This window comes from Campylobacter massiliensis (assembly GCF_014253065.1).
Lineage (GTDB): Bacteria > Campylobacterota > Campylobacteria > Campylobacterales > Campylobacteraceae > Campylobacter_A > Campylobacter_A massiliensis.
The window spans coordinates 134,208-157,897 of sequence record NZ_JACLZK010000001.1 but is presented as its reverse complement, the minus strand read 5'-3'; the positions used below and the strand labels follow the sequence as shown (position 1 = coordinate 157,897).

31 protein-coding genes are annotated in these 23,690 nt (G+C 40.4%); 28 read left to right on the top strand and 3 right to left on the bottom strand.

What is annotated here, in order from left to right:
- Nucleotides 1-42 precede the first annotated feature (42 nt).
- From H7R39_RS11135 to H7R39_RS00725, 9 genes are all read left to right on the top strand, one after another.
- A complete protein-coding gene (locus H7R39_RS11135; protein ID WP_228724694.1) occupies nt 43-519 on the top strand; it encodes a helix-turn-helix domain-containing protein in 477 nt (158 codons plus the stop codon).
- Nucleotides 520-531: 12 nt separating this feature from the next.
- Nucleotides 532-3,483, top strand: a complete 2,952-nt coding sequence (locus H7R39_RS00760) for an Eco57I restriction-modification methylase domain-containing protein (protein WP_185897541.1) — start codon at nt 532-534, stop codon at nt 3,481-3,483.
- Nucleotides 3,473-4,276 (top strand): hypothetical protein, encoded by an 804-nt coding sequence (locus H7R39_RS00755; RefSeq protein ID WP_185897540.1) that lies wholly within the window; start codon nt 3,473-3,475, stop codon nt 4,274-4,276. Before H7R39_RS00760 ends, H7R39_RS00755 begins: the two co-directional genes overlap by 11 nt.
- Nucleotides 4,277-4,526: 250 nt before the next feature.
- Nucleotides 4,527-5,771, top strand: coding sequence for a tyrosine-type recombinase/integrase (locus tag H7R39_RS00750; protein WP_185897539.1), 1,245 nt, complete (start codon nt 4,527-4,529; stop codon nt 5,769-5,771).
- A 10-nt stretch (nt 5,772-5,781) separates the two neighbouring features.
- Nucleotides 5,782-6,603 carry a hypothetical protein gene (locus H7R39_RS00745; RefSeq protein WP_185897538.1) on the top strand — a complete coding sequence of 274 codons (822 nt, stop codon included), beginning with the start codon at nt 5,782-5,784 and terminating at the stop codon, nt 6,601-6,603.
- 391 nt (nt 6,604-6,994) lie between these two features.
- A complete protein-coding gene (locus H7R39_RS00740; RefSeq protein ID WP_185897537.1) occupies nt 6,995-7,255 on the top strand; it encodes a hypothetical protein in 261 nt (86 codons plus the stop codon).
- Nucleotides 7,248-7,478, top strand: a complete 231-nt coding sequence (locus tag H7R39_RS00735) for a hypothetical protein (RefSeq protein WP_185897536.1) — start codon at nt 7,248-7,250, stop codon at nt 7,476-7,478. Before H7R39_RS00740 ends, H7R39_RS00735 begins: the two co-directional genes overlap by 8 nt.
- A 229-nt stretch (nt 7,479-7,707) precedes the next feature.
- Nucleotides 7,708-8,481 (top strand): phage antirepressor KilAC domain-containing protein, encoded by a 774-nt coding sequence (locus H7R39_RS00730; protein ID WP_185897535.1) that lies wholly within the window; start codon nt 7,708-7,710, stop codon nt 8,479-8,481.
- Nucleotides 8,482-8,546: 65 nt separating this feature from the next.
- A complete protein-coding gene (locus H7R39_RS00725; protein ID WP_185897534.1) occupies nt 8,547-9,308 on the top strand; it encodes an aspartate carbamoyltransferase in 762 nt (253 codons plus the stop codon).
- Nucleotides 9,309-10,425: 1,117 nt separating this feature from the next.
- On the opposite strand, the gene H7R39_RS00720 is transcribed toward H7R39_RS00725, so the two are convergent.
- Nucleotides 10,426-10,632 (bottom strand): XRE family transcriptional regulator, encoded by a 207-nt coding sequence (locus H7R39_RS00720; RefSeq protein WP_185897533.1) that lies wholly within the window; start codon nt 10,630-10,632, stop codon nt 10,426-10,428.
- Nucleotides 10,633-10,806: 174 nt separating this feature from the next.
- Between H7R39_RS00720 and H7R39_RS00715 the strand changes: the two genes are divergently transcribed.
- The 15 genes from H7R39_RS00715 (at nt 10,807) to H7R39_RS00655 (ending at nt 19,444) form a co-directional block, all read left to right on the top strand.
- Nucleotides 10,807-11,031: a hypothetical protein gene (locus H7R39_RS00715; protein WP_185897532.1), complete on the top strand. Its 225-nt coding sequence runs from the start codon at nt 10,807-10,809 to the stop codon at nt 11,029-11,031.
- Nucleotides 11,028-11,273 (top strand): hypothetical protein, encoded by a 246-nt coding sequence (locus H7R39_RS00710; RefSeq protein WP_185897531.1) that lies wholly within the window; start codon nt 11,028-11,030, stop codon nt 11,271-11,273. Before H7R39_RS00715 ends, H7R39_RS00710 begins: the two co-directional genes overlap by 4 nt.
- Entirely contained in the window at nt 11,267-11,614 is a 348-nt protein-coding gene (locus tag H7R39_RS00705) for a hypothetical protein (protein WP_185897530.1), read from the top strand. Before H7R39_RS00710 ends, H7R39_RS00705 begins: the two co-directional genes overlap by 7 nt.
- A 39-nt stretch (nt 11,615-11,653) precedes the next feature.
- Nucleotides 11,654-11,980, top strand: coding sequence for a hypothetical protein (locus H7R39_RS00700; RefSeq protein ID WP_185897529.1), 327 nt, complete (start codon nt 11,654-11,656; stop codon nt 11,978-11,980).
- 3 nt (nt 11,981-11,983) lie between these two features.
- Nucleotides 11,984-12,361 carry a hypothetical protein gene (locus H7R39_RS00695; RefSeq protein ID WP_185897528.1) on the top strand — a complete coding sequence of 126 codons (378 nt, stop codon included), beginning with the start codon at nt 11,984-11,986 and terminating at the stop codon, nt 12,359-12,361.
- Nucleotides 12,362-12,504: 143 nt separating this feature from the next.
- Nucleotides 12,505-12,696: a helix-turn-helix domain-containing protein gene (locus tag H7R39_RS00690; RefSeq protein WP_185897527.1), complete on the top strand. Its 192-nt coding sequence runs from the start codon at nt 12,505-12,507 to the stop codon at nt 12,694-12,696.
- Complete coding sequence (locus H7R39_RS00685) at nt 12,693-13,142, top strand: hypothetical protein (RefSeq protein ID WP_185897526.1); 450 nt, start codon at nt 12,693-12,695, stop codon at nt 13,140-13,142. Before H7R39_RS00690 ends, H7R39_RS00685 begins: the two co-directional genes overlap by 4 nt.
- Before the next feature lie 2 nt (nt 13,143-13,144).
- Nucleotides 13,145-13,276, top strand: a complete 132-nt coding sequence (locus H7R39_RS11390) for a hypothetical protein (RefSeq protein WP_267454436.1) — start codon at nt 13,145-13,147, stop codon at nt 13,274-13,276.
- Nucleotides 13,277-13,309: 33 nt separating this feature from the next.
- Nucleotides 13,310-13,444, top strand: a complete 135-nt coding sequence (locus tag H7R39_RS11385; protein WP_267454434.1) for a hypothetical protein — start codon at nt 13,310-13,312, stop codon at nt 13,442-13,444.
- Between the two features lie 463 nt (nt 13,445-13,907).
- On the top strand, nt 13,908-14,159 hold the full coding sequence (locus H7R39_RS00680; protein WP_185897525.1) for a hypothetical protein: 252 nt from the start codon (nt 13,908-13,910) through the stop codon (nt 14,157-14,159).
- Nucleotides 14,153-14,434 (top strand): type II toxin-antitoxin system RelE/ParE family toxin, encoded by a 282-nt coding sequence (locus H7R39_RS00675; RefSeq protein ID WP_185897524.1) that lies wholly within the window; start codon nt 14,153-14,155, stop codon nt 14,432-14,434. The genes H7R39_RS00680 and H7R39_RS00675 overlap by 7 nt, the downstream gene beginning before the upstream one ends.
- Complete coding sequence (locus H7R39_RS00670; RefSeq protein WP_323874591.1) at nt 14,419-15,438, top strand: virulence RhuM family protein; 1,020 nt, start codon at nt 14,419-14,421, stop codon at nt 15,436-15,438. The genes H7R39_RS00675 and H7R39_RS00670 overlap by 16 nt, the downstream gene beginning before the upstream one ends.
- Before the next feature lie 635 nt (nt 15,439-16,073).
- Nucleotides 16,074-17,279: a multidrug effflux MFS transporter gene (locus tag H7R39_RS00665; RefSeq protein ID WP_185897523.1), complete on the top strand. Its 1,206-nt coding sequence runs from the start codon at nt 16,074-16,076 to the stop codon at nt 17,277-17,279.
- A gap of 137 nt (nt 17,280-17,416) precedes the next feature.
- A complete protein-coding gene (locus H7R39_RS00660; protein ID WP_185897522.1) occupies nt 17,417-17,779 on the top strand; it encodes a diacylglycerol kinase in 363 nt (120 codons plus the stop codon).
- A 132-nt stretch (nt 17,780-17,911) separates the two neighbouring features.
- Entirely contained in the window at nt 17,912-19,444 is a 1,533-nt protein-coding gene (locus tag H7R39_RS00655) for a phosphoethanolamine transferase (protein ID WP_185897521.1), read from the top strand.
- 332 nt (nt 19,445-19,776) lie between these two features.
- On the opposite strand, the gene H7R39_RS00650 is transcribed toward H7R39_RS00655, so the two are convergent.
- Together H7R39_RS00650 and H7R39_RS00645 are read right to left on the bottom strand one after the other, a co-directional pair.
- Nucleotides 19,777-20,184 (bottom strand): hypothetical protein, encoded by a 408-nt coding sequence (locus tag H7R39_RS00650; protein ID WP_185897520.1) that lies wholly within the window; start codon nt 20,182-20,184, stop codon nt 19,777-19,779.
- Between the two features lie 10 nt (nt 20,185-20,194).
- A complete protein-coding gene (locus H7R39_RS00645) occupies nt 20,195-20,572 on the bottom strand; it encodes a hypothetical protein (RefSeq protein WP_185897519.1) in 378 nt (125 codons plus the stop codon).
- A gap of 89 nt (nt 20,573-20,661) precedes the next feature.
- Here H7R39_RS00645 and H7R39_RS00640 point away from each other — a divergent pair, with 89 nt between their 5' ends.
- The 4 genes from H7R39_RS00640 (at nt 20,662) to H7R39_RS00625 (ending at nt 23,336) form a co-directional block, all read left to right on the top strand.
- A complete protein-coding gene (locus H7R39_RS00640; protein WP_185897518.1) occupies nt 20,662-21,177 on the top strand; it encodes an ATP/GTP-binding protein in 516 nt (171 codons plus the stop codon).
- A 54-nt stretch (nt 21,178-21,231) separates the two neighbouring features.
- Nucleotides 21,232-21,927 carry a dUTPase gene (dut, locus tag H7R39_RS00635; RefSeq protein WP_185897517.1) on the top strand — a complete coding sequence of 232 codons (696 nt, stop codon included), beginning with the start codon at nt 21,232-21,234 and terminating at the stop codon, nt 21,925-21,927.
- A 424-nt stretch (nt 21,928-22,351) separates the two neighbouring features.
- Nucleotides 22,352-23,086 carry an EI24 domain-containing protein gene (locus H7R39_RS00630; protein ID WP_185897516.1) on the top strand — a complete coding sequence of 245 codons (735 nt, stop codon included), beginning with the start codon at nt 22,352-22,354 and terminating at the stop codon, nt 23,084-23,086.
- A 61-nt stretch (nt 23,087-23,147) separates the two neighbouring features.
- A complete protein-coding gene (locus H7R39_RS00625; protein WP_002949209.1) occupies nt 23,148-23,336 on the top strand; it encodes a hypothetical protein in 189 nt (62 codons plus the stop codon).
- Nucleotides 23,337-23,690: the final 354 nt, after the last annotated feature.

The following is a 23,690-nucleotide window of genomic DNA, read 5'->3' as shown; positions in this document are numbered from 1 at the left end:
AAATTTAGATAAAATCACATACTAAACAAGGGGCGATAGTAAATGACACTAGCACAAATGCTTGAAGAAATTCATAAGCAAATAGAGATAAAAGAGCTTAAAGACATCACTAAAAAAGAGATGTCTGATAGGCTAGGCATTGCAAATATAACATATATAGAGTGGCTAAGAGGAGTTAATAGTCCGCAAGGAATGAGCGCTCTTTTAAAAATGCTTGCAATGCTAAGAGACGATAGAATACCTATGGTCGTTAGAAGCTGGCAACATAATAGACGAATTTTAAAGCTATGCCATATTATCCATAAAATTCATAAGCAAATAGAAGATCTTGAAATGAAAGACATATCTCAAAAAGAGATGGCTCAAAGACTAGGAATTTCACTAAGTGCTTATGCCTCTTGGCTAGGAGATACTAAAAAACCAAAAGCTATGAGTGCACTTCTTGATATGTTGGCTATGCTTGATGATGAGGATATGGTTATGGTTGTTAGGGAGTGGGAGAGTAGCAATGTGGGTTAGAGGTAAAATCTTATGAATCTTTTTGATGATAGAAGTTTAGTAATCAAGCAAATAATGCTAGATGAATTTAGTGTTTTGGAAAGGTATAATGCACTCAAGGCATATCAAACAAAGAAAAATTTTATAAAGAATGTAAAAGAGGAAAAATTTCAAGAAAGTTTTTTAAAAGATATTTTTGTAGATTGTCTTGGATATACACTAGATACACAAAATCCAAATAATTTTAACCTAACAAGAGAAGAAAAAACTAAGATTGATGGTAAAAAGGCTGATGGTTGTATAATTATAAACAACAAAGTTGTTGGAATTATCGAGTTAAAAGGACAAAATACCAAGGATTTAGATAAAAGAGGATCAAGAGATTTTAGCCCAGTAGAACAAGCTTTTAGCTACTTATCTTCATTTGACAATAAATTTGCAAAATACGTTATTGTTAGTAATTTTGATGAGATTAGATTTTATATCAAAGATAGATTAAAATTTGAAAGTTTTAATCTGCTTGAGCTAGATTTTGAAAATTTTAAATTTTTGCACGCACTAATCTCGTTTGAATCCATCAAAGAAGATTTGCCTTTCTCACTAAAAGAGCGTAGTAGCTCACAAGAGACCTCAATTTCTAAAAAATTTTATGATGATTATTCAAATTTTCGTATAGAGCTTTTTGAAAATATATGTAAAAATAATAGTGCTTTTACAAAACAAGAGGCTCTAAAATTTACTCAAAAAATATGCGATCGATTGATATTTATATTTTTTGCTGAGGATTGTGGACTTCTTGCCAAAGATACTATTAACCGTATAATAGATGGATTTTCTAATGATATTTTGAATCATAGTTTATATGATTATTATAAGGTTTATTTTAAATCAATAAATTCATCAAATGAAAAACTAAAAATCCCCGCTTACAATGGAGGGCTTTTTGCAACTGATACCATATTGGATAGCTTAAATATAGATGATTACATCTTAAATGAAAAAGTAAAAACATTAAGTAGTTATGATTTTAATAGCGAAATTTCAGTTAATATTTTAGGACATATATTCGAACAAAGTCTTAGTGATTTAGAGCATATTATTTCAAGCAACTTCAATAAAAGAAAAAAAGATGGAATTTTTTATACTCCAAAATTTATCACTAGCTATATTTTAAATCAAACTCTTGGAGAAATTTGTAATGCCAAGAAAGAGGAATTAGGGCTAAATGATATCACAGAACCCGCAAAAAACTTAAAAAAACTAAACAAAGGTGAACTGAAAAATCTAGAAAATTTAAATGTTTATAGAGATTTTTTATTAAATTTAAAAATATTAGACCCAGCTTGTGGTAGTGGTGCATTTTTAAATGAAGCACTAGACTTTTTAATAAAAGAACATGAATTTATAGATAATAAAAGAAAACTGCTTGAAACTGACGATTTAGGGCTTTATGATATACAAAAGACTGTTCTTGAAAATAATCTTTATGGAGTAGATATAAATGCTGAGGCGGTAGAAATTGCAAAACTATCGTTATGGTTACGAACCGCACAATTTGGAAGAAAACTTGTAAATCTAGGTCAAAAGATAAAATGTGGTAATTCTCTTGTTGATAAGGAATTTTACTGGGAAAAAGAATTTAGTGAAGTGTTTGAAAAAGGTGGTTTTGATATAATAGTAGGCAACCCTCCGTATATTAGTTATCAAAGTAATTTATTATCAAAACTTGATATGCAATATTTTTCTGATGTTTACGAAACTCCTTATAAGATATACGACACCTATGCCTTATTTATAGAAAAATCAATAAAGCTTTTAAATAATAATGGTAAATTTGGGTTTATAGTGCCAAGCACACTTTTGCAAAATGAATCATTTTGTCTTATGCGCGAGTTTATAGCTAAAAATACCAATATTGATAAGATTGTATTTTGTGCAGATGGCGTTTTTAACGATGCTGTAGTTCCTACAATCATTCTATTGTTAAATAAGAACAAAGAGAAACAATTTGTTGAAATCTTAAAGAGCGAAAAAGATTACATCTATCCAAAATCACTCATCTCCTATAATGATTTTATTAAAAATCCAAGACATGGCTTTAATATTAGTTTAATATTAATGGATAGGCAAATTTTAGATAAATGCAAGACCGATGAATGTATACAAAATTTCTTAGATATTAAAGAAAGTATTAAAACTGGCAATGACAAGCGTTTTATATCTGATATAAAAACAGATACTCATACATTAAGAATTGTAACTGGAAAAGAAGTTTCAAAATTTAAAATCAAAGGGTTTAAATATTTTGATTTTAATGAGAAAGAGTTAAAAAGACCGACAAAAGCTGAATATTATACTAATAGTAAGCTTTTTATAAGGCGTGTAGGAAAAAATTTAGAATGCGTTTTTGACGATAATGGATTTTTTTCCACCCATGTATTGTATGTTGGCATACAAAAAGACAGTTCATTTGGATTAAAGGCAATAATGTGTATTCTGAACTCCACTCTTTTTAACTACCTTTATCAAACATTATTTCCAGCAAAAGGTGATATTTTTCCTGAAATTAGAATAGGTAATCTAAGAAGCTTGCCAATAAATAATAATATAAAAAAGAAGTCCAACGAACTTGAAAGCCTAGGAGAAAAGCTGATGGTTTTGTATTCTAGGCTTGATCAAGAACTTCACAAATTTTATAGTTCTCTAGAACTTGATAATATTTCAAATAAGATTAAAAAATTTTATACTATAAATTTTGATGAGTTTATAAAAGAACTTCAAAAAAGTAAAAAGATTAATTTCAAAAATAAACTAGAAGAAAGAAATTTCAAAGAGCAGTGGCAAGGACTTTTTGAGCGTGATAAAACAATAGCAATAAATTTAGAAAAACAGATATTGCAAATGCAAGCTAATATAGATGAAATAATATTTGATAGTTTTGAGCTAGACAAAGATGAAAGAGAGTATATTTTAAATGGTAAATAATACAAATATTGATGATATTATAAAATATATATCTGTCCTAGAACACCAAATAACTTTTAATGTAATTGAGATCCAAACCTCAATAGGCATTTTTAATGTCTTAAAGGTTAATTTTGATTTTAATTCAATTTTAAAATCGATAGTTCAATCATTGATAAAAAGCGAATATACAATGGATGCTAATCAAAATACTTCATCTAGACTGAGATCAAAAAAATTCGATAAGCAGCTAGAAGGTATACTTGGAGAGATAGCAGTAGCTTTATATTTAAAACAGTTCATATCTTGCAAGGAAAAAGGCGGTTGCCCTATTGATGTCATAAGATATGATGATGTTAGACAAGATGGGTTTAAAAGTGGTAAGGGGGAATTTGATATTAAAATTGTAACAAAATCTTTTAAGGAATTCAGATTGGAAATCAGGACATCTGTTAACTATAAATATCCATTAAACGAGGATACACTTAAAAGACTAGATACTATATGCGGGTACACAAATTATAAAAAACAAAACGAGTTAGGTTCTGATTTCTACATAAGGCCACTATTCCAGGTTAAAAACTATGATTTAAATCTTAATCTGGATCATATTCATATATTAGACATGATATTAGATAAAAAAATTGAACTATATATCACTGGTGGAGTAGACCAACAGGTGATTCTAGAAAAGGGAAAAATAAAAACAATGGGGCAAAACAATACTAAATATAACACAGTTGCCATTATTGATAGCTATGATATAAAAACATTAACCAAAACAATTCGGGCTATTGTATGTAAAGATGGCTAATCAAGTTTCAAATAATATTAATTTATGCTTAATTAGCGGGTGCGTTTGCTACATAATATCGTAAAATAGGTATTTTTGAAGCTTAAACAGCGAAAAATATTTTTAAACCTCATCATACCACGTATTTTAGGCACTTAGCGAGCACGCGGCGGCGATTTTAAAAGTATTTTTACGGCGGATTTTGATCCAAAAACTCCAAAAAATATTTTTAAATCGTTTCAAATAACGTATTTTAGGGGATTGAGGCGTAATGGCTAGGATAGTAAAACCGCTTACCGATAAGCAAATCAAAGAGGCAAAGCCTAAAGACAAAGACTACAAGCTCACGGACGGCGACGGCTTAGGGCTAATAGTAAGCAAGACCGGGCGTAAACGTTGGGTATTTTCCTTTATTAGCCCGGATAGCGGCAAGCCAAATAGCACCGGGCTAGGCAATTACCCTACATTGTCGCTAGCCGAGGCAAGAGAGAAGCGAACCGAGCTTAAAAAGCTAGTGATGAACGGCGCAGACCCGATAACGGACAAGAAGCGCGCCAAAGCTCAAAGAATAAGCGATCATAACCGGAGCTTTGAAAAGGTCTTTAGCGAGTGGCTAGAGATTGAAGCTAAAAACGTTTTGCCGCAGACGCTCAAAACCAAGCGCGGGCGCATAGAAAATCACGTAATGCCGTTCCTAAAAGATAGAGGCATAAAAAGCATAACTCACGGCGAGATAGCGAGCATACTAAAAGAAGTATCAAAGACGACGCCCCAAACCGCCGAAATAATCAATCAAATTTTAAACCGCGTCTTTTTATTCGCAGTATCGAGCGGCTACGCCGAAATTAACATTATGGCAAATATCGACGCTAAAACGCTCATACCCAAAACCAAAGTAGAGCATTACGCAAAACTTACCGAGCGCGAGGACTTAAAAGCATTTTTTAACGCTATTTACGATTACCCTCATTTTGAGACGATTAAAAACGCGATGAAGTTATGCCTACACCTGCCGCTAAGGGCTGCGCCGTTATCTCGCTTAAAATGGCAATACGTAGATTTTGAAAAGAGACTATTAACCATACCGCGAGCCGAGCAAAAAATCAAGCGTAGCGAGATAGGCGACTTCAAATTACCGATTAGCGATGAGGTTATGCGCATATTGCAAGACCAGGCGAAATTAAGCAGGGCATACGAGCACATTTTTATTAATTCCCACTTTACCGACCATATCCACAAAGACACCGCCACGAATGCGATCAAGGGCTTTAATTTTAGAGATAGGCAAACTGGACGCGTAGTAACTTTGCATAGCCTAAGGGGCATATTTACGACGCAAGCATTTAACAATATGCAAAAGCACGGAGTAAGCAAAGAGGCTATTAAAAAGGCGTTGGACCACCTACACGGCGACAAAGTAGATTTAAGCTATTCGGAAAAAGCCGATTTTTTGGACGAGCTTAAAATCTTGCTTGACTGGTGGAGCGGTTACATTCTCGAAATAAAAGACAACTAGGAGGCAAGAAATGGCAACAGGTAAGACGCAAGGCAAAAGCGCAAAGGGCAAAAGCAGAGATAAAGATCTAGAAGCCTTTGACAACAACAAAACAGATAAAACAAACGCGCGAGCCGAGGCGGTAGAGGAAGTTATTTGTAAAATTTTAAATAGATACTCTTTACCATACCGCGAGAGGCTTTTTTTTGAGCAAATGATTGACGACATTAAGGGCTACAAAGTGGACGGCTTTACAATAGACGATTTTTCGCTAATAGCTAAATTTAACAATTCTCAAAAAATCGCAGACGAGGCACGCAGTATTTTATGCCATTATTTTTGCCAGCTTTGCGACATAGCCGAACAAGAAGCCAAACAAAAAGACGAACAAGAGATAATCGCGTGCTATGAGAATTTTAAAAGAGCAAGAGGGCTATTAAGGCTAGCACTACCGACAAACCATTATTGTGGAAGCATTAAAGAGCTAGAGGAATACAAGGATTATTTAGGCATAAAAAGCGACGATGAAAGCTATTTGCACACAAAGGATTTTAAAAGAATGGAACTAAACGCTTATTTTTTTGAATTTCTAAAAAGGGCAAATAATTATTTTCAAAGCGAGCCATCAATAATACACTATCTAAAAAAAGACGAACTAAAACAGCGAGAAAAGGATAAATTCCGCGATAATTTGCGCGATTTAGCCGATTTTTCTAGTACAAGGGCACTGGACGACATTAAAAACAGCACATTAACCCAAAATATTTACGATTACGTTATGAAAAATTTCGCCGATTTTCTAGCAGAATACAAAGAGCCTGAAATTAATTTCCGAGCGCTAATAGCAAAATAATAAAATCCCATAAATGCGCGGTTATCCCCGAGAAATAAGACCGCGCTAAACTCCATACAAAACCACGTAACTTTTAAAAATTTACCCCAAATTTCCCATTTTTCAAAAAAAACGGAAAACAAAATCCGTAGACATAAGCGTCTCACCTTTGTAATATTAGCCTAATCTTTGCAAAGATAATACGAACAATAAAGGGTAAAGCGTGAAAACACACGAAGTTAAACCGAAGTATTTAAGAGCGTCGCAAATCGCCAAGATTTACGGCATAGGATTAAGCACGGTGTGGTATTTTGCCAAGCAAGGTTTTTTAAGCCGATAAAGTTTAGCAAAAATATTACCTTTTTTGACCCCTCCGAGGTAGAGGCGTTTTTTATGAGGAAAGGCGCGTAATATGAAAGCCTTTGAAAATGAAGCCGAAAAAGGGCTTTATTCAGACTTTGCGCGAATGCTGGGTGACGTTTATCCAGACGTCTTAAAATCTGCGACAAGCGATGAGCCTAGCGACTACAAAGAGGGATTAAATCAAGGGCTGGCAGTAGCCTTTAATTTATTTCAAGTCCTACACGAACAGCGCGATCAGCTCCAAGCCCTCCACACCGAAAATCAACGGCTAAGAGAGCGATTTTTTCAAAGGAGCGCAAATAATGAGTAAGCTAGTATTTACGCCTAGCAAACTTTGCTTTAGCGCAGGCGATGAGGTTATGCTAAAGGCTTTTAAAAAGCATTTGCATACTTACAAGGTGGCAAGCTTAGACGGTGTCGCCCAACCTTTGCTAGATTGCGCTTATGATTTGTTTCATATCGTGCAGACGCAAAGCAAGAGCATAAAAGAGCTAGAAATAAAGCTAGGCATAAGAGAGGAAAATAACCGATGATACAAAGCAGGCATAAAACAGCGTTAATAAAAATGATGTGGGATGGAACGGAAATAACCGCGGGGCGAGTATTTGGCATAAGTAACGCCAATCAGTATTTAGTAGAGCTTTTTAGGGAAAAAATAGTTAAATTTAGATGGTGCACGGACGCAAATACCCCTAAAAGGCGGTTTAAATTATGGCGTATCGACGATTTTCAAAAAGCTAAAAGATATTTAGGGGGCAAAATATGAGCGCAATAGTAGCATTTAACGATCTAAATTTAGAGATTTTAGAGTATCAAGACACGTGGAGCTTATCAAATAAGCAAGTAGCCGAGGGTTTTGGCGTAAGCGAGGAAGCTATCCGCTCACAAAAAGCTAGGAACGAGTTTAAAGAGGGCGTGCATTTCTATCTGTCGCAAAATGCAACAGGTAACGCAAAGCAGACTTTTTGGACTAAAAAAGGCGTAATAACTCTAGGCTTTAAACTGACGGAAACGCCCCAAACCGTAGCCTTTAGAGATTGGGCTAGCGATTACATCTTAACCGGTCACGATCGCCCCGTTACTATTCAAAGCGTATTAGCAGACCCGCGAGCCGCGGCCGATATTCTTTTGAGGCTAGCCGATACGCAGGACGAAGTAAAACGCCTAGAATACAAAGTAAAAGCCGATGAGCCTTACGTAGATTTCGCGCGAGCCGTTGAGGTTAGCAAGGGCGATATTAAAATAGGCGAATATGCGAAAATCCTTTGCGATAAAGATAAGGGCATAGACACGGGCGGAAAACGGCTGTTTGAAATAATGCGCGAACTGAGGATTTTAATGTTTAATAACGAGCCTTTGCAAAAGTATCTAAATATGGGCTATTTTAGACGAAAGCCGCAGACGTTTACAAAGCCAAACGGCGAGCGCGGGCTAAACCTCATCACTCTAATAACGCCAAAAGGTCAAGTAAAGTTAGCTAAAAAGCTAATCGAGGCGATAAAAGCTAAAAATGCGCCTCAATTAGCAGAGGGTTAATTTTAAAGATTTCTAGGGGGGGGGCGGTTAGTGTCAAGCGAGCCGCCTCCTTTGGATTGTAAAACGTGGAAATATTACCTCAAATTACCCAAATACTAGCTGAAACGCCTAGCATAGCCGTAGACACCATACGCGCCGATTTTCGTAAAGATAGGCGAAGCAAAGACGGATCGAAGCTTGACCGCCTGAACCTCATCGCACGGACATACCGCAAAAGTTGGCGTAAAATGGATAAAAGCGACTGGCGATTTAAAACGATTGCCAAAAAATATCGATACGACACCGAACTAAATTTGACAAATATTTTTGAGCTTGACGACCTAAATATCTTTTATGCCAATACGGCGCAAGATAGCAGGCATAGGGCGCGTTTAGAAATATTTGGGCTAAAACAATACGGCGACGAACAAACGCCCTCTAGTCTCATTGCAGAGCTTTTAAAAGCGGTTGGCAATGTTTCAAGCGTTGATTTATGCATTGACAGCTCCTCACCTTTTGACGTGCAAAAACTAGCCGAATATTTTCATCTGCGACGATATGAGAATGCTTTTTACATAAATCATACCGGGCTATCCTCGCTAAGTAAATTCTACATCTACGATAAAAAAATCAAAGACGGGTTAAAAACCGACTTATGGAGGCTAGAGGCGACCGCTCCGATCATTGATTTAAATAAACCTGCATTGCTACCTAGAGCCGAACGGCTGGAGCTACAACTGCGCCAAGCCGTGCGCGATTTCTCGCAAATAATCGACACTGCAACCAAAGCGCAGCCGGCAAAGCTCGCATACAAAGCGCACAATAACAAAAGAGAGCTAAGGGCGTAACAGCCCCCGATCTATCCGTAACACGCCGTAACGTTACATTGTAACGCCCGTAACCTCATCGCATATTATTCCGCCTATTTTTGACACAAAAACCGCCTGAACCTTAAGCCATTTTTTGCCCGTTTCATTTACTTTAAGAAACAGAATTTTTGCGCCCTCCATACTTCTCCAGCAAGTCTAAAGGAAAATTAATACATTATTAATCAACTTGAAAAATAAAGGGCGCGATAATACACACGCATACGAGCATAACTCATATTTTTTCAAGACGACGAAAAACGCGTTTTAAGAATTAGACCCCTTAGTGTATTCCCCCTCCATTTACTTTTCCCCCTCCTCTCCTCTCCAAATTTCCCCTCTTTTCCTTAAAGTAGCGAGCGAGTGAAACAAGCGAGCGATAATCTAATAGCAAAGAGAATAAATTAACACAATAACCCATAGAATAAAAATAAGGGGGCTACGCTCAAAAAAGAGCCTCCAGGACATACAAAGACACCAAAAAGAGTTAAAATCAAATAGCGGGCTTTATTTTGCGTTTAAATAGGGTGAGGTTAATTTGATGATACGCCCCGCCCCTCCAAGGGCGTAGGCGGATAGCTTGACGCGATCAAAAGCTTTTTAGTCCAGTGCGTGCGCTTAATTTTCGGCTTACGTAGCAATGCCCTTAAATACGCGCTTTGTCCGTATCCTTAAAAATAAGGCAACAAGCCGAGCCTCTAAAATCGTCATCCCACAAAAAAATGGAACGCATAACCAAAGCGATGAGGTAGCAGTAGCCGACGTCATAGGCGAACTTATGCCCTAAGCCAAACTTAGCCCATAAGCGCAAAGTAAAAGGGCGTAGCCACTACCGACACCTCCCTGGGATAGAGGGCGGGGGTATTCAATCCGCCCTTTTTGGATTTCACGAAAAAATAAAAACGGACTTATTCAAAAAACCCTAAAAGCTAGGTGAGTTTAATTCATAGAGCTAGACGCATTTTTGCGCTGCGTGAGCTAGGGGAATTAAATACCGCCAGCTGGGTAAATTTAACTTAGGTAGCTAGATCTAATCTAAGTAGCTATCGGAGAGAGCTTTAAAGCGGTGTGATCTAAAGGGAGTTTGGAGGCGATGAGGTTAAAGGTCTTTAGTTAATTCTTTGATTTTTTCGTAGCGAGTGGATTTTTCGTAGCACATTAAAAACGGCTCAACCCAAGACGGAATAGGTTTTTTTTCGTCATTCCAATTGTAAATACTACCTGCGCTTAGTTTTGTTAAATTTGCAAAATCATTGACCGATAAGTCCAAATCGCTCAATCTCTTTAAAAAATCGCTTTTTAGCATTTTTGCCCCTTTGTAAAATTTGGCTAATTGTAACATTTTTAATCAAAAATGTAAAATATTATCAAAATATTTCATCAAAGATTGTAAAACCACTTGACTTATTAAATCAAAGATGATATTATTACGCTAGTTATTTAATCAATAGTGAAAAAATATCAACCAAAAGGAGACCCAATGACACTAAGTTTTGACGATGCATTCGACGTAGAGAATGAATTGCCCGATGCGCTTTGCGCAATAGCATACCTCGTAGAGGCTTTGCCGCATTATCAGAAAGCCGTAGGAACGAACGAGAAAGCAGAGCAGAACGTAAATTATTTTCTATCGACGCTAATAGGCGGAGCTGCAATAGCTACCCAAGGATACATTGACGAGAAAATGAAAGGAGCAAAGAAATGAAACTCACATTTGAAATAAATGATGAACTAGACCTAGCAAATGAAGTGCCAAGCACGCTAAACAACATCAGCACGTTAGTATTAGCTTTGCCGCACCTCCAAAAGGCTACAAATATGAATAGCGACGTGATGATAAATGCAGGCTATTTTTTAAGCGGCGTTATCGATGATATTGCTGAGGCTGTAAGCCAATATGCAGAAAAAAAGCTAACCGAGAAAAGAGAGGAGATAAAGAAATGCTAATACTAGCCAACCCGGACAGACCGACGACCAAAGAGAGCTTTAACGCCCTTATTAGGCAAAATAACGGCGGTAGCGATGAGGTAAGCGAGCAAATAATATACAACGTGGGCTATTTAGTCTATTGTAGCAATATTTACGCGCTAAGACAGCTAAAAGGCTATCAGGATAAAATCCAAAGCCTGCTAGCCGATAAGATGATACTACAAAGCAGACTAAGCGAACTAGAGCAAGCCTACCGCACTGCGTCGGATAAATGGGCTGAAGTATCGGACGAAGCATACGAGCTAGAGCAGGAATTAATCAAACTAAAAAGCAAGCAGAGCCAAAGGCGCGACGCGTAGGCGAAGCCAATAAAATCACACCAAAGGAAAGGATACGTTATGCAAACAAATCAAGAATTAAACCAAATGAGCCATACTGCTTTAACGGACGCCCTGATCGGAGCAAACGAGATAATCGAGGATTTATCAAGCAGGCTAGATAGAGCGGAGGAGAGCGCGGAAGCTTTATTAAGCGCGCTTGAAAAAGCAGAGCAGGAGCTAAAGACCGCAAAAGAGCAGAACGCGAAGCTAGGCGAGATTAACTCGCGCTACCAGTTTATCCAACTTACGTTAGCGCAGTATCGCGAGGGATTGATAAGTGCAGACGACTTCATCAAGAAAATAACCGCTTATGATGATAAGGGTTGGGAAATAGTCAAGAGGTGAGCAATGAACAAAAGAGACTTTAACCAAGCTTTGAGATATTTAGCTAAGGGCGCAGACGCACCAAGCTACTCTCAGTTAAAAGATTTCGCTTTTAGGTTATGGACTAGCTTACATAAGCGAGGTATTGAGCTAGACCGAGCAAGAGGCGACAAGGCGCGCGAAGCGTTTCAAGCCGAGGTGGCAAAGAGAGAAGCAAAGGGAATTGCGGACGCATTATTTGAAACGGGCTTACAAGCATACCGATTATTTAATTATTATGCTAGCGAGTGCGAAAAGCTAGAGGAGCGCGTAAAGTATCTTTGCGAGCAATTAGACGCCTTACAAGCCAAAGGCGAGCCTAAAGGTAGCTACACGTGGCATAGCAATCTAAAAGGCGCATAGGTTTATCAAAGGGGGCTTAATCGCCTCCTTGAATAAGTCTATTTAACCGGCTCAAAATTGAGCGCGCAGCCACAACCTCATCACAAACCAATAAACACCACAATACGCGTTAAAATACTTCAAAACACTACAAAAGGCAAGCAATGGAGCTATTAACGCCAAAGCAGGTAGGGCAAATTTTAAACCTATCGCAAAGCACGCTTACTAAGATGAGAAGCGACAAATACAAAGACCGCTTTAACTTCGCTTTACCCTTTGTCAAGATAGGGCGCGCCGTAAGATATGAATGCGAAGCGGTAAATCAAGCCGTAAGCGAGCTAAAGGCGGTAAAATGAAAATAACGCCCGAAGTAAGAGCGCAGATATTAGCCAAACATAAAGCAGGAATGAGCCAAAGAGCACTACAAAAGCTTTTTAACCTCAGCGCAGGCGCGATAAATAAAATTACTAAGGGCATAAGCCAAAACCTAAAAAGCACGATAGCTAAAGGCACGCAGTATCTAACCGAACTATCCGATCTAAACGAATACGAACGCGAAGCCGTGACGCAGGTAGTAAGCGACAACGCAAGGGCGGTAACTTTTTTTAAGCAAACTGCGATCAAAAACCAAATAATGGCTAATAGACTACTACAAGAAGCGGGCGACCTGGGCGACATTGAACTACACAGCAGGATAACGGCTAGAAACAAAGAGACGATACTAGGTAAAAATTACGAGCTACAAGAGCAAGGCGGCGCGCTATTTGCCCCTACTCAAATCATAATAAAGCGCGACGATTGAAAATGTACGACATAGACCTATTTTACGAGTTATCGCTATTTTTCAAAGACGACTTACGCCTAATGGCTCACGCCGCGGCATACAAGCTAAATTTAGACCCTAAAACGATTTACAAGGATTTTTCATTCGGGTGATACAAGGACGAGTATTTAAAGGCTTTGCTAGACGTGAGCGATAACCCAAAAGAAGCTTATTTAAATTTACTGATGAGGTTTAGAGATAAAAGCCCGATATTTGATCGCGACGACTTTGCGAACGCGGAAGCTTACAGCGTGTTTAATAGGGAATACAAAAAGAAGTAAAAGCAAGCGGTAGAGCCACCTTCCTCTACACAGGGAAACCCCGGGCAGGCTATGCTGGGTCGTTATTGTTTTTGACCGTTCGCTTGCTTTACGGGAAAGCCTTAAGACGTTCGACGCTAAGGCTTTATTCTAAGACGGCTCCCTTAGAGACCCTTTACTAAAATAGGCGGTGAGACCACCCACACCCTCACACAGGTTTCTATCCCCAGGGGCGGTAATGCTTTGCTAAGAAGCTGGGCTGTTTGACGAGCCGTTCGCCTATTCAAGAGCAGATTATGCCATATTTTTACCAAATTTTACCAAAGGCGCAAAAAATTGAACGCTACAACACAGCAAAAACGTTTAAATTTAGCGCGATTAAGCCGTATTTAGCGCATACGGATAGACGAAAAAACGAACGCTAATAAAATCCTAAGCCCCGAGCGGTTAAAATAAGACAGGATTTTAAAACAAAGGCTAGGATATGCAAACTCTAACCATACGAGCAGACGAAACCATAATAAACCAGCTTGTCGCGATAGGCAAGATTTTGGCTAGTAGCGCCAATAAAAGCTTTGAGACGCTGGAGCGAGACGAGGATTACCCGATTTACGACGACGGCAAGACGATGGAGCAAAGGATAGCCGAATACAAAGCCGACATAGAAGCTATCAGACGCGGAGAGCTTGAAACCTATCCACTAGAAACGTTAAAAGCCGAGATGGAAAAATGGTAGTTAGACGCACAGCACGTTTTAACCACGAATTAAAAGCTGCGTTTGACTTCATAGCCAAAGACAGCCTAAACAGAGCGCGAGAGTTTAGAAACGAACTTATTGCAAAGATAGAACGCACAGCACAGACGCCTTTTATTTGTCGTAAGTCCATTAATTTTAACGATGAGAGCATTCGTGACTTGATTTTTAAAGGCTATGTGATACCTTACTTGATAGATGATGAGGTTACTTATGTGCTAGGCATTTACAAGGCTAATGAGTGGGAGATGCAATGATAGACACTAAAGAGCAAAATTTTATTATTTATTCAACTGGCGACAATACAGTCAATATCCAAATATTAGCCGATAAAGAGAACGAAACAATATGGCTAAATCAAAAACAAATAGCCGATATTTTTGAAGTTGATAGAACTAGCATAACAAAGCACATTAAAAATATTCTTAAAGATGGCGAATTAAAAGAGATTTCAGTTAGTGCAAAAATTTCACATACTGCAGATGATGGCAAAAAATATCTAACCACATTTTATAATCTTGATATGATAATCGCAGTAGGCTATCGTATAAACAGCGTAAAAGCAACACAGTTTAGACAATGGGCTACTAGCACGCTAAAAGAATACATCATTAAAGGCTTTGTGCTCGATGATGAGAGGCTAAAACAAGGTAATAACGTATTTAATAAAGACTACTTTAAAGAATTATTAGAACGCATACGAGCCATAAGGGCTAGTGAGAAGTTATTTTATGAAAAAGTTAGGGAGTTATTCGCGCTAAGCGTGGATTATGATAAGACATCGCAGACGGCTAAAAATTTCTTTGCTAATATCCAAAATAAACTAGAATATGCAGTAACCAAAAAGACATCGGCGGAGATTATCAAAGAGCGTGCAGACCATACAAAGCCAAATATGGGCTTAACGACTTGGAGCGGAAGCGATAGAGGCAAAGAGCCGATAAAGTCAGATGTCGCTGTAGCTAAAAATTATTTATACGAGGACGAGCTAAACGGACTTAATAGATTAACTGGCATGTTGCTTGACTATGCAGAAAACCAAGCAGAACAAGGCAAAGTAATTCAGATGAAAGATTGGGATATTAAAGTAGATAATTTTTTAATCTTTAACGGATATGAAATTCTAAAAGGCTTTGGTAAATTTAGCGCTGATAATGCAAAAGCTAAAGCAGAATTAGAATATACGAAATTTAAAGAACTAAAGCAAGATGATAGTTTTAAAGACGAAGTAAAACGAATAATTGCTAAAGGCAAAAAATAGAGCCTATGGTAGCGAAGCGTGAAACGAATAAAAACGGCTTTTATTTTCACAAACGAACCTTAATTAAGTTTCGAGCAAAAAATCCGTGAAACATACCCTATTCTTAAGAAAATTTAGCCGTTTAAGCGTTTGAAACTTAAAAACGGCGAATGCTTAAATCGCAAAGTGCCTATTTTAGGGCATATCTACGTTTTTGTATTGAAAAGTAAAGTTTTCATTACCATTTTTTCGAGCTTTAAAAACTGAATTACCCAAAAATATTTTAAAAATATTTTTATCATTTTTATTAAAGAAATAGCGTAATACCAGGTCTTTTAAAGACATCGTCAAGTCGCCTCTAACCACCATATTCATTTTATACTACAAAATAAAATACATAATTGCATTTTTTTAGATTCCACGACAAATTTAGCTTAATCGAATTTTAGACATAATTTTTCCAACAAATCTCTGTCCTAGAATAGGTCATCCGTTTATCGCGGACATCGCGGGGCTTTGCCTGGCTTGCTACTTTTTAAACCGCCGGTTTCCAAAACGTTAAATTTATTCGACGCAAATTTTCACCCAAACCGAGCTCAAAATTTAAGCTTATTTTTTATACAATCGCCCCTAAATCCAAAAAGTGGAAATTTAATATGAAATTTATCCCCAAAGCCTTGCCTTTCGTAGAATTTGTCGCGCTTATGGCGCTTCTTACCTCGCTTGGGGCGATGAGCACCGACGCGATGCTGCCAGCACTCATGCAGATCGGCCTGGATCTTGGCGTGACGCAGATAAACCAAACCCAGCTCGTCATCTCCTCGATGTTTGCGGGTTTTGCCGTCGGACAGATATTTTACGGGCCGCTTAGCGACTTTATCGGGCGACGAAACGCCGTGCTGCTAGCGCTTGCGATATTTACGGCAAGCTCCTTTATTTCGGTCGTCACGAGCGATTTTACCGCGCTTTTAGCAAGCAGATTTTTCCAGGGACTAGGCGCTGCGGGCCCTAGGATCATCGCGATGGCGCTTATCCGCGATCTTTACGAGGGGCGCGCGATGGCTCGCGTGATGAGTTTTATCGCGGCCGTCTTCATCATCGTGCCGGCACTCGCCCCGATTATCGGCGGCTTTATCTTTAAAATTTATAATTGGCGCAGCATATTTTTGATGCTTACTTTTATGGGGTTTGCGTGTCTAGCGTGGTTTGGACTGCGTCAGAGCGAGACTCTGCCTGCGCAAAATCGCAATAAATTTAGCCTAAATTTGATAAAAAGCGAAGCCGCGCAGGTCGTGAAAAATAGGCGCACCGCAGGCTACACCATCGTTTTGGGGCTGATTTTTGGGATGTTTTTGAGCTATATCAGCACCGCTCAGCAGATTTTTGAGGTGAGTTACAAGCTAGGCGACGAGTTTCCTATCTATTTTGCGATAAACGCGCTGGCTCTTGGCGTCGCGTCGATGATAAACGCAAAGCTCGTGATGATCTACGGCATGCGCTACCTTAGCATGCGCGCCATGGGAGCGTTTTGCGTTATCGCGGTCGCGTTTTTGCCCGTCGTTCTTGCGTATGACGGAGTGCCGCCGCTGTGGACTTTTATGGCGTTTTGCATGAGTAGCTTTTTTTGCGTGAGCATACTTTTTGGCAACCTAAACGCGATGGCGATGGAGCCTATGGGCAAGATCGCTGGCATGGCGGCTGCGCTGATCGGCTCGGTTTCGACCTTTATCTCGCTTCCTATCGGCGTCGCGATCGGGCAGATGTTTCGGGGCACGCTACTGCCGATGGTTGCGAGCTTTGCGCTTATCGGAGCGACAGCTTTTGCGCTACTTTACAAGACTTCAAAGATTTCTGATGAGTGAAATAAACTAGCCGAGTTTTATCAAATTTGAGCGGCAAATTTGACTACGTTTTTGTTTATTTTCACTACCTGCACCGACTGCAAAAGCCCCTTATAAAGCAAATTTACGATATGATTGCACAAATTTAAAGGCAAAATATGAAACCCAAATACAACTTTTTCAAAAACTCCAAATTTGCATTCGAGGGGCTTGCCGCGATGCTAAAAAACGAGGCGGCGTTTCGCTTTGAGCTTTGCATAATCATTCCGCTCGCGCTAGTTTCGCTATTTTTACCTGTTTCCGCCGCACAGCACGCCCTACTGATCGCCGTTTTCGGACTAGTTTTGATCTGCGAGTGCCTAAATACCGCGGTCGAAGCGGTAGTGGACCTTGTTTCGCCGAACTTTCATCCGCTAGCTAAAATCGCCAAGGACTGCGCCTCAGCCGCCGTTTGCCTCTCTATCGGTACGGCTGCGATAAATTGGGCATGGACGCTATTTGCGCTTGCCTTTAGCAAGTAATTTGAGAACCGAGCGGCTATCAAATTTGTGCCCGAAAACTAAATCTAGAAGCTTGAATTTTATGCCGAACGACTAAAGCTTTAAGCTTTTTTTGGATAAAGTTTCACTCTTATTATCAATATTAGGAAAGCTATGAAGCTACGTATTTCTTGGTTTAAATTTACGCTTTTAAACGCCGTTTTTATCGCCGCGCTAAATTTCGCATTATTTAAATTTGCCTACTCAAAGCTTAGTTTTGACGCGGATGCGCCGATGGCCGCGAGCCTGCCGATCATCTATTTTTCGCTACTTTGCGCGCTATTTTCGCTCGTTTTTTTGCCCTATCTAGCTAAGCCCATTAGCATCGCTACGATTGCGATTACATGCGGTAGTAGCTACTTCATGCAAAGCTACGGTATCATAATCGATAGCGAAATGATAAGAAACGTCGCGCAAACTGACGTCGGCGAGGCGTTAAGCTTTTTAAATCCAAAACTCGTTTGCTACATGCTATTTTTGGGCGTTTTACCCTGCTTTTTGGTCGCATTTGCGAGGATCGAGTACGGCGGCGCAAGGCGGCATCTAAAGGTCAAATTTGCCGCATTTTTCGGATTTTTAGCTCTCGCGGCGGCGCTGTTTTTGCCCCAGACTAAGTCCATAATCCCGTTTTTTCGCGAAAATAGCTTCATCAGAGCCTACAACCTGCCGTTTTATCCGATTTACGCGGCGCAAAAATACGTAAAACTCGAGTTTTTTAAGCCCGAATTTAAACAAATCGGTCTAGACGCGGCTATGAGGCCAAGCAATGAGCGACGACTAATGGTGCTAATCGTCGGCGAAACGGCGCGCGCGAAAAACTACTCGCTCGGCGGATATGCCAAAAACGATACGAATTTTTACACGAAAAAGGAGCCAAATTTAGTCTATTTCAGCAACGCTCGCTCGTGCGGAACGGCGACGGCGGTCTCGCTACCGTGCTTGTTTTCAAAATCGACAAGGAGCGAATACAGCAGCAAAGAATTCAGCGAAAACGCGCTTGATATCTTAAAACGCGTCGGCGTCAAGGTCGTGTGGCTAGGCAACAACTCGGGCAAGTGCAAGGGCGTTTGCGGTCGCTTGGACGCCGGCGACGTCGAGTATTTTGATGCCGGATACGATACGAATATGCTGCCCTCCTTCAAAAAACGCCTCGAAAATCTCGCGCAAAACGAGATCATCGTCCTGCACCTGCAAGGCTCGCACGGCCCGGCATATCACGCCCGCTATCCGAGCGAATTTCGCAAATTTACCCCGACTTGCGACACGAGCGAGCTTAGCTCCTGCGATAGCGAGAGCATCGTAAACGCCTACGACAACACGCTGCTTTTTACGGATTTTTTTGTTGGCGAGGTCATAAAGGCTGTCAAGGACGCGGGCGGCGATAAAAGCGCGGTTTGGTACTTCTCAGATCACGGCGAAAGCCTAGGCGAAAACGGCATCTACCTGCACGGTATGCCCTACGCCATCGCGCCAGAGACGCAAAAGCACATCCCGATGATGGCGTACGCAAGCGACGAAGCGACGCTAGCTCGTCTACGCGCGCAAAAAAACGACGCCGTCTCGCACGATAATGTTTTTAGTTCGTTGCTGGGGTTTTTTGGAGTAGAGACAAAAGAATACGATAAAAAACTCGACATATTTAATTAAGCGATTTCGGCGGCTTGTCTTTTTCCGCCATACGTCGTTAGCGGCTCAGTCGGCTTCAGTCACGTATTATATATACGCTCCCTCGCCTCGTTCGCCACTGCCTCGTCTGACGAAAAAATACGGCGCCTTGACTTCTTATATTCAAATTTGAAGCTGAAATTTACAAATTTAACTGTAAATTTGGAAGTAGAGCAACAAGGCAAAGTATCGCGAGATGATTTTAAATGTTTTGAAGTAAATTTCGTCCCAAGACTAGACATGTAGTCTGTCGCAGGGCGAAATTTACGAAATCATTTAAAAGCGCTCGCGAGACAAGCCGCAAATAGCAAAGATCAATCTCTTTGCCAGACTATTTTCCTCCCAAACCCCAGCGCATTATGCGTAAATTTAACCCAACCCAGACTCAAACTATAAAGGCTCGGGTTCATCGCCAAAGCGTAAGGAAAGCGAGTGAAGTAGATTTTGCTTTGCTGCGCGGCCGCGGGAGCGGCTAGAGCGCGAAACTGCACGCCCTCTATCTTGCCGACTATTTTGGTATCAAGCGCTACCGTGCCGGCCACGCAGGGCTCTGCTAAAAATGCCTTCACGTGAGCGCTCTCTTTGCCGCCAGCTACGATAAAAGCCAAATTTGCTTCGTCAAAGGCGTAAAAGCAGCTTGCGCAGTATGGCTTGCCCTCGTCTAAAACGGCAAGGCTAAGCAGGTGCATTTTGCGGATAAATTTTAAAATTTTCTCATCCATTTTATCCGCCTTAAGCGCTAAAAATTTGGGCCAAATTTGCCGACAGCCGGCTAAAATTTAGCGCCAAAAAGCAAGCCAAAATCAGCCAAAAAACAAAGATAAAAAGCTCGGTTCTAATAAATTTAGCCCCCGCTTTTTCGCGTCTAAGCAAAGCCACTCCAAGCCCCGCCGCAAAGCCGCCGATAAAGCTAAAATAGTGTACCGCCGCGGGCTTAACGAAGCTTGGCAGTTTGCCAGTAAAAAATAGCGAAAATATCGTAAGTGAGATCAAATTTGCCAGCAAAAAATAAAATGCGACGACGGGAATTTGCGGAAAAAATCCGTGCAAAACAAAACTCAAAACGGTCGCGCTAATGAGCAAAAATACGCGCGCGGCAAAACAGCACATTTTCATCCTTTTTTTGAGTGATTTTAGCGCAAGGGGTATTAAGAAAAAAGAAATTTAGCCGATATAAAGCCAAAAGGACGGCAAAAATCATGAAACCACAAAACTACCAAAGCGCGAGCCTAAACAGCTTTGATTTTAGCTTTAAAACCAGCGGCGGCGATGAGATAAATCTAAAAATGTACGACAACAAAACAGTAGACTACGCTAGCGCCAAAACAGCCGGCGCATCGGCATCCGTGCTCACTCTCACGCACGAGTACGGCTATAGCTTTTCGTATAAAGGCGACGGTCTGGACGCTCGCGATAAAGAGGAGTTGGCAGCCGCTCTAGAAAAGATAGCGCCTAGCATAGATAAATTTATGAAAAACGTCAAAGATGGCGAGGATCCGATATTTTCTCGCGTGACGAATCTCGCAAACTCCCTTCGCAAGGAGCTTCCGGAGGTCAAAGACGCAAATCACAAAAATTTTATCGCAGACGGCACGCTAAAACTTTTTGATAGGCTGATGGAGCAAAATAAAGCGGATAACAGGCTACTTCAAAACTCCAAAAAGCTCTTTGACGAGCTTATTTCTCAGCTGGATAGCTTTAAATTTTACGTTTAGTTCGCGGTTTAAAATTTTCGCTATAATTCATAAATTTTAAAAATAGGAAAATTTATGAACGCGAATGAAAAAATCACCCAAATGCTAAATCTCCAGCAGAGCCTAAACGACGATACCAACGGCATCGGCTGGGAAAACGGCGTCAACAAAAACGGCAAACTCATCAGCTGGAAACGCTGCATATATATGGAGTGCGCCGAGCTCATAGATAGCTTTGCCTGGAAGCACTGGAAAAGCATAAACGCACCGACAAATGAAGAAAATCTGCGCGTCGAGGTCGTGGATATCTGGCATTTTTTGATGAGTTTGATGCTTGAGCAGTACAAGCTAAATAATCTGGGCGATATCGCAAAGCTTTCAAGCGATATCTGCGCTAGCAGCGGCTTTGAGGCGTTTTGCCGCGAGCCGTTTAACGTCGCTGACGAAAATATCTACGAGATCATAAACGACGTCGAAATGCTGATAAACAAGTGCTCGGGCTTTGAGTATTCGCTCTTTGATCTGCTTAAAATTTACTTCACGATGAGCCTAAAATGCGGCGTGAATCTCAGCTCGCTTTACGAGTGCTACGTCGGCAAAAACGTGCTAAATCGCTTCCGCCAAGACCACGGCTACAAAGAGGGTGTGTATAAAAAGGTCTGGAACGGCAAGGAAGATAACGCCGTGATGAACGAGATCCTCGCTCGCGGACTAAAAAGCGTGGACGAGATATACGCCGCGCTAGAGGCCGAGTATCAGGCGGTAAAATAAATTTTGACGGTTTTGCGGGCTAAATTTGCGCTTAGGTCGTTAAATTTAGCCAAAATTTTTGCGATTTAGTTTGTTTTTTGGCACCTTAAGTCAAGGACGGTTAAGTTTGAGCGCGGTTTAGCCGTGCTAGCTAAAATGCCGCCGTTTAGTCGGCAAAATTTACGCAGCTAGCAAACTCTCGCGCCGATAGCCCAAACGAGTAAAAAGCGGGTCAAATTTGATAAATTTAGCTAAATTTGCGACCGAATTTAAATCGGTCAAATTTAGCCGCGAAGTCTATGCACGCGTTAAATTTGTACGTCATTAAAAGCATTTGCCGCGCCGCTTTGCGCAAAGCAAAAAATGCGCGTCAAATTTAAAAGCCGTCGCGCCCAAACGCCCTTTTGCCGCATGACGGCTATAATTTTAAACAAATGGAGATTAGTTGTTCGCTGATATTTTACGCCTTTCGCTAAAGGACCTTTTTACGCCCAAATTTATCGCGCTTTCTATCCTGCCTCTCGTTTTTTCCGCGCTTATTATAGCGGCTATTGCGATGTTTGGCGGCCGCGAACTATACGAGGCGCTAAACGCCGCCGTATCGGGAGAGGCAGGCGCTCTGGCCGAGTATCCGATGGCAGCTAAAATCCTTAGCCTAGGCATCGCAAAGTGGCTCATCGGCGCGATATTTTACGCGGTCGGCGCCTATCTGGTCGTCATGCTCTCGGTTTTTTGCGCGCTAGCGGTCGCGGGCTTTCTAACCCCTACGATCGCACGCGAGATAAACCGCAGGCACTACCGCGTGGACGAGGCACAGCTGGCAAACGTTAGTCTAGCGCGCCAAACGGCTCTTATGGGCAAAATTTTGCTCAAATTTATCCTGATCGCGCTTATTTGCTTGCCGATTTTAGCCGTGCCCGCGCTAAATTTCCTCGCCCTGCACCCGGCGTTTTTTTACCTTTATTATTCGCTGCTTTTCATCGACGTCGCGCCAAACGCCCTCTCGCGGCACAAATTCGAGCTTTATTTGCTGGACTACGGCGGATATAAATTTAAAGCCGTCGCGCTATGCTTTTACCTGCTATGTTTGGTGCCTATTTTCGGGCTTTTCTTGCAGGTTTTTTTCGTTATTTATTTTTCGCATTTTTTCTTTTTACGCGAGACTTCGCGCTTGACGTAAATCATTTCAAATCAGCGAAAAACTAAATAAAATAAGCCGAAATTTTAAAAAAGGAAAACAAATGAGAACTGAAAATATCGTAGTTTGCAACGTCTGCGGACAAAAAAGCACGGAAAACGAAAACGCCGTATTTATCCGCGCCCACAAAAACGGCGAAGAGGTCGATATCTGCACGGCGTGCATACCTAGCGTCATCCACGGCTCGGGCCTAGTCGTTCGCAGTAACGACGAAATCAAAGAGGATATGTAACCGATTTTAGCCCGCTTTGGGCTAAAATAGATTTTTTACTATTTTAACCCGCCCAAATTTACTCCAGCATTTTTAAATTTACCGCTTTAAATAGATTAAAAACAAGCCTACAAATCTAATCCATATTTGCAGTAAACTCAAATTTAGCTAAAAATAAATTTAACGAAACCGACCGCAAATTTGCCGATAAATTTAAAATTTAACTAAAGCTCGTCCAAATACGCAAAATCCCGCCGCCATAAATTTCAAGCTCCTAAATTTAACACAACCGTATCCGAGCCGATCAAAATTAACGCTAAAGCGCAAAATAATGTCACGATAAAATTACCAAAAAGTTACGTTTGATAAATTTAG

Excerpts from the sequence above, each read along its gene's own strand:
- H7R39_RS11135 (WP_228724694.1), top strand. The coding sequence starts at position 43 with ATGACACTAGCACAAATGCTTGAAGAAATTCATAAGCAAATAGAGATA.
- H7R39_RS00760 (WP_185897541.1), top strand. The coding sequence starts at position 532 with ATGAATCTTTTTGATGATAGAAGTTTAGTAATCAAGCAAATAATGCTA.
- H7R39_RS00755 (WP_185897540.1), top strand. The coding sequence starts at position 3,473 with ATGGTAAATAATACAAATATTGATGATATTATAAAATATATATCTGTC.
- H7R39_RS00750 (WP_185897539.1), top strand. The coding sequence starts at position 4,527 with ATGGCTAGGATAGTAAAACCGCTTACCGATAAGCAAATCAAAGAGGCA.
- H7R39_RS00745 (WP_185897538.1), top strand. The coding sequence starts at position 5,782 with ATGGCAACAGGTAAGACGCAAGGCAAAAGCGCAAAGGGCAAAAGCAGA.
- H7R39_RS00740 (WP_185897537.1), top strand. The coding sequence starts at position 6,995 with ATGAAAGCCTTTGAAAATGAAGCCGAAAAAGGGCTTTATTCAGACTTT.
- H7R39_RS00735 (WP_185897536.1), top strand. The coding sequence starts at position 7,248 with ATGAGTAAGCTAGTATTTACGCCTAGCAAACTTTGCTTTAGCGCAGGC.
- H7R39_RS00730 (WP_185897535.1), top strand. The coding sequence starts at position 7,708 with ATGAGCGCAATAGTAGCATTTAACGATCTAAATTTAGAGATTTTAGAG.
- H7R39_RS00720 (WP_185897533.1), bottom strand. The coding sequence starts at position 10,632 with ATGCTAAAAAGCGATTTTTTAAAGAGATTGAGCGATTTGGACTTATCG.
- H7R39_RS00715 (WP_185897532.1), top strand. The coding sequence starts at position 10,807 with ATGACACTAAGTTTTGACGATGCATTCGACGTAGAGAATGAATTGCCC.
- H7R39_RS00710 (WP_185897531.1), top strand. The coding sequence starts at position 11,028 with ATGAAACTCACATTTGAAATAAATGATGAACTAGACCTAGCAAATGAA.
- H7R39_RS00705 (WP_185897530.1), top strand. The coding sequence starts at position 11,267 with ATGCTAATACTAGCCAACCCGGACAGACCGACGACCAAAGAGAGCTTT.
- H7R39_RS00700 (WP_185897529.1), top strand. The coding sequence starts at position 11,654 with ATGCAAACAAATCAAGAATTAAACCAAATGAGCCATACTGCTTTAACG.
- H7R39_RS00695 (WP_185897528.1), top strand. The coding sequence starts at position 11,984 with ATGAACAAAAGAGACTTTAACCAAGCTTTGAGATATTTAGCTAAGGGC.
- H7R39_RS00690 (WP_185897527.1), top strand. The coding sequence starts at position 12,505 with ATGGAGCTATTAACGCCAAAGCAGGTAGGGCAAATTTTAAACCTATCG.
- H7R39_RS00685 (WP_185897526.1), top strand. The coding sequence starts at position 12,693 with ATGAAAATAACGCCCGAAGTAAGAGCGCAGATATTAGCCAAACATAAA.
- H7R39_RS11390 (WP_267454436.1), top strand. The coding sequence starts at position 13,145 with ATGTACGACATAGACCTATTTTACGAGTTATCGCTATTTTTCAAAGAC.
- H7R39_RS00680 (WP_185897525.1), top strand. The coding sequence starts at position 13,908 with ATGCAAACTCTAACCATACGAGCAGACGAAACCATAATAAACCAGCTT.
- H7R39_RS00675 (WP_185897524.1), top strand. The coding sequence starts at position 14,153 with ATGGTAGTTAGACGCACAGCACGTTTTAACCACGAATTAAAAGCTGCG.
- H7R39_RS00665 (WP_185897523.1), top strand. The coding sequence starts at position 16,074 with ATGAAATTTATCCCCAAAGCCTTGCCTTTCGTAGAATTTGTCGCGCTT.
- H7R39_RS00660 (WP_185897522.1), top strand. The coding sequence starts at position 17,417 with ATGAAACCCAAATACAACTTTTTCAAAAACTCCAAATTTGCATTCGAG.
- H7R39_RS00655 (WP_185897521.1), top strand. The coding sequence starts at position 17,912 with ATGAAGCTACGTATTTCTTGGTTTAAATTTACGCTTTTAAACGCCGTT.
- H7R39_RS00650 (WP_185897520.1), bottom strand. The coding sequence starts at position 20,184 with ATGGATGAGAAAATTTTAAAATTTATCCGCAAAATGCACCTGCTTAGC.
- H7R39_RS00645 (WP_185897519.1), bottom strand. The coding sequence starts at position 20,572 with ATGTGCTGTTTTGCCGCGCGCGTATTTTTGCTCATTAGCGCGACCGTT.
- H7R39_RS00640 (WP_185897518.1), top strand. The coding sequence starts at position 20,662 with ATGAAACCACAAAACTACCAAAGCGCGAGCCTAAACAGCTTTGATTTT.
- dut (WP_185897517.1), top strand. The coding sequence starts at position 21,232 with ATGAACGCGAATGAAAAAATCACCCAAATGCTAAATCTCCAGCAGAGC.
- H7R39_RS00625 (WP_002949209.1), top strand. The coding sequence starts at position 23,148 with ATGAGAACTGAAAATATCGTAGTTTGCAACGTCTGCGGACAAAAAAGC.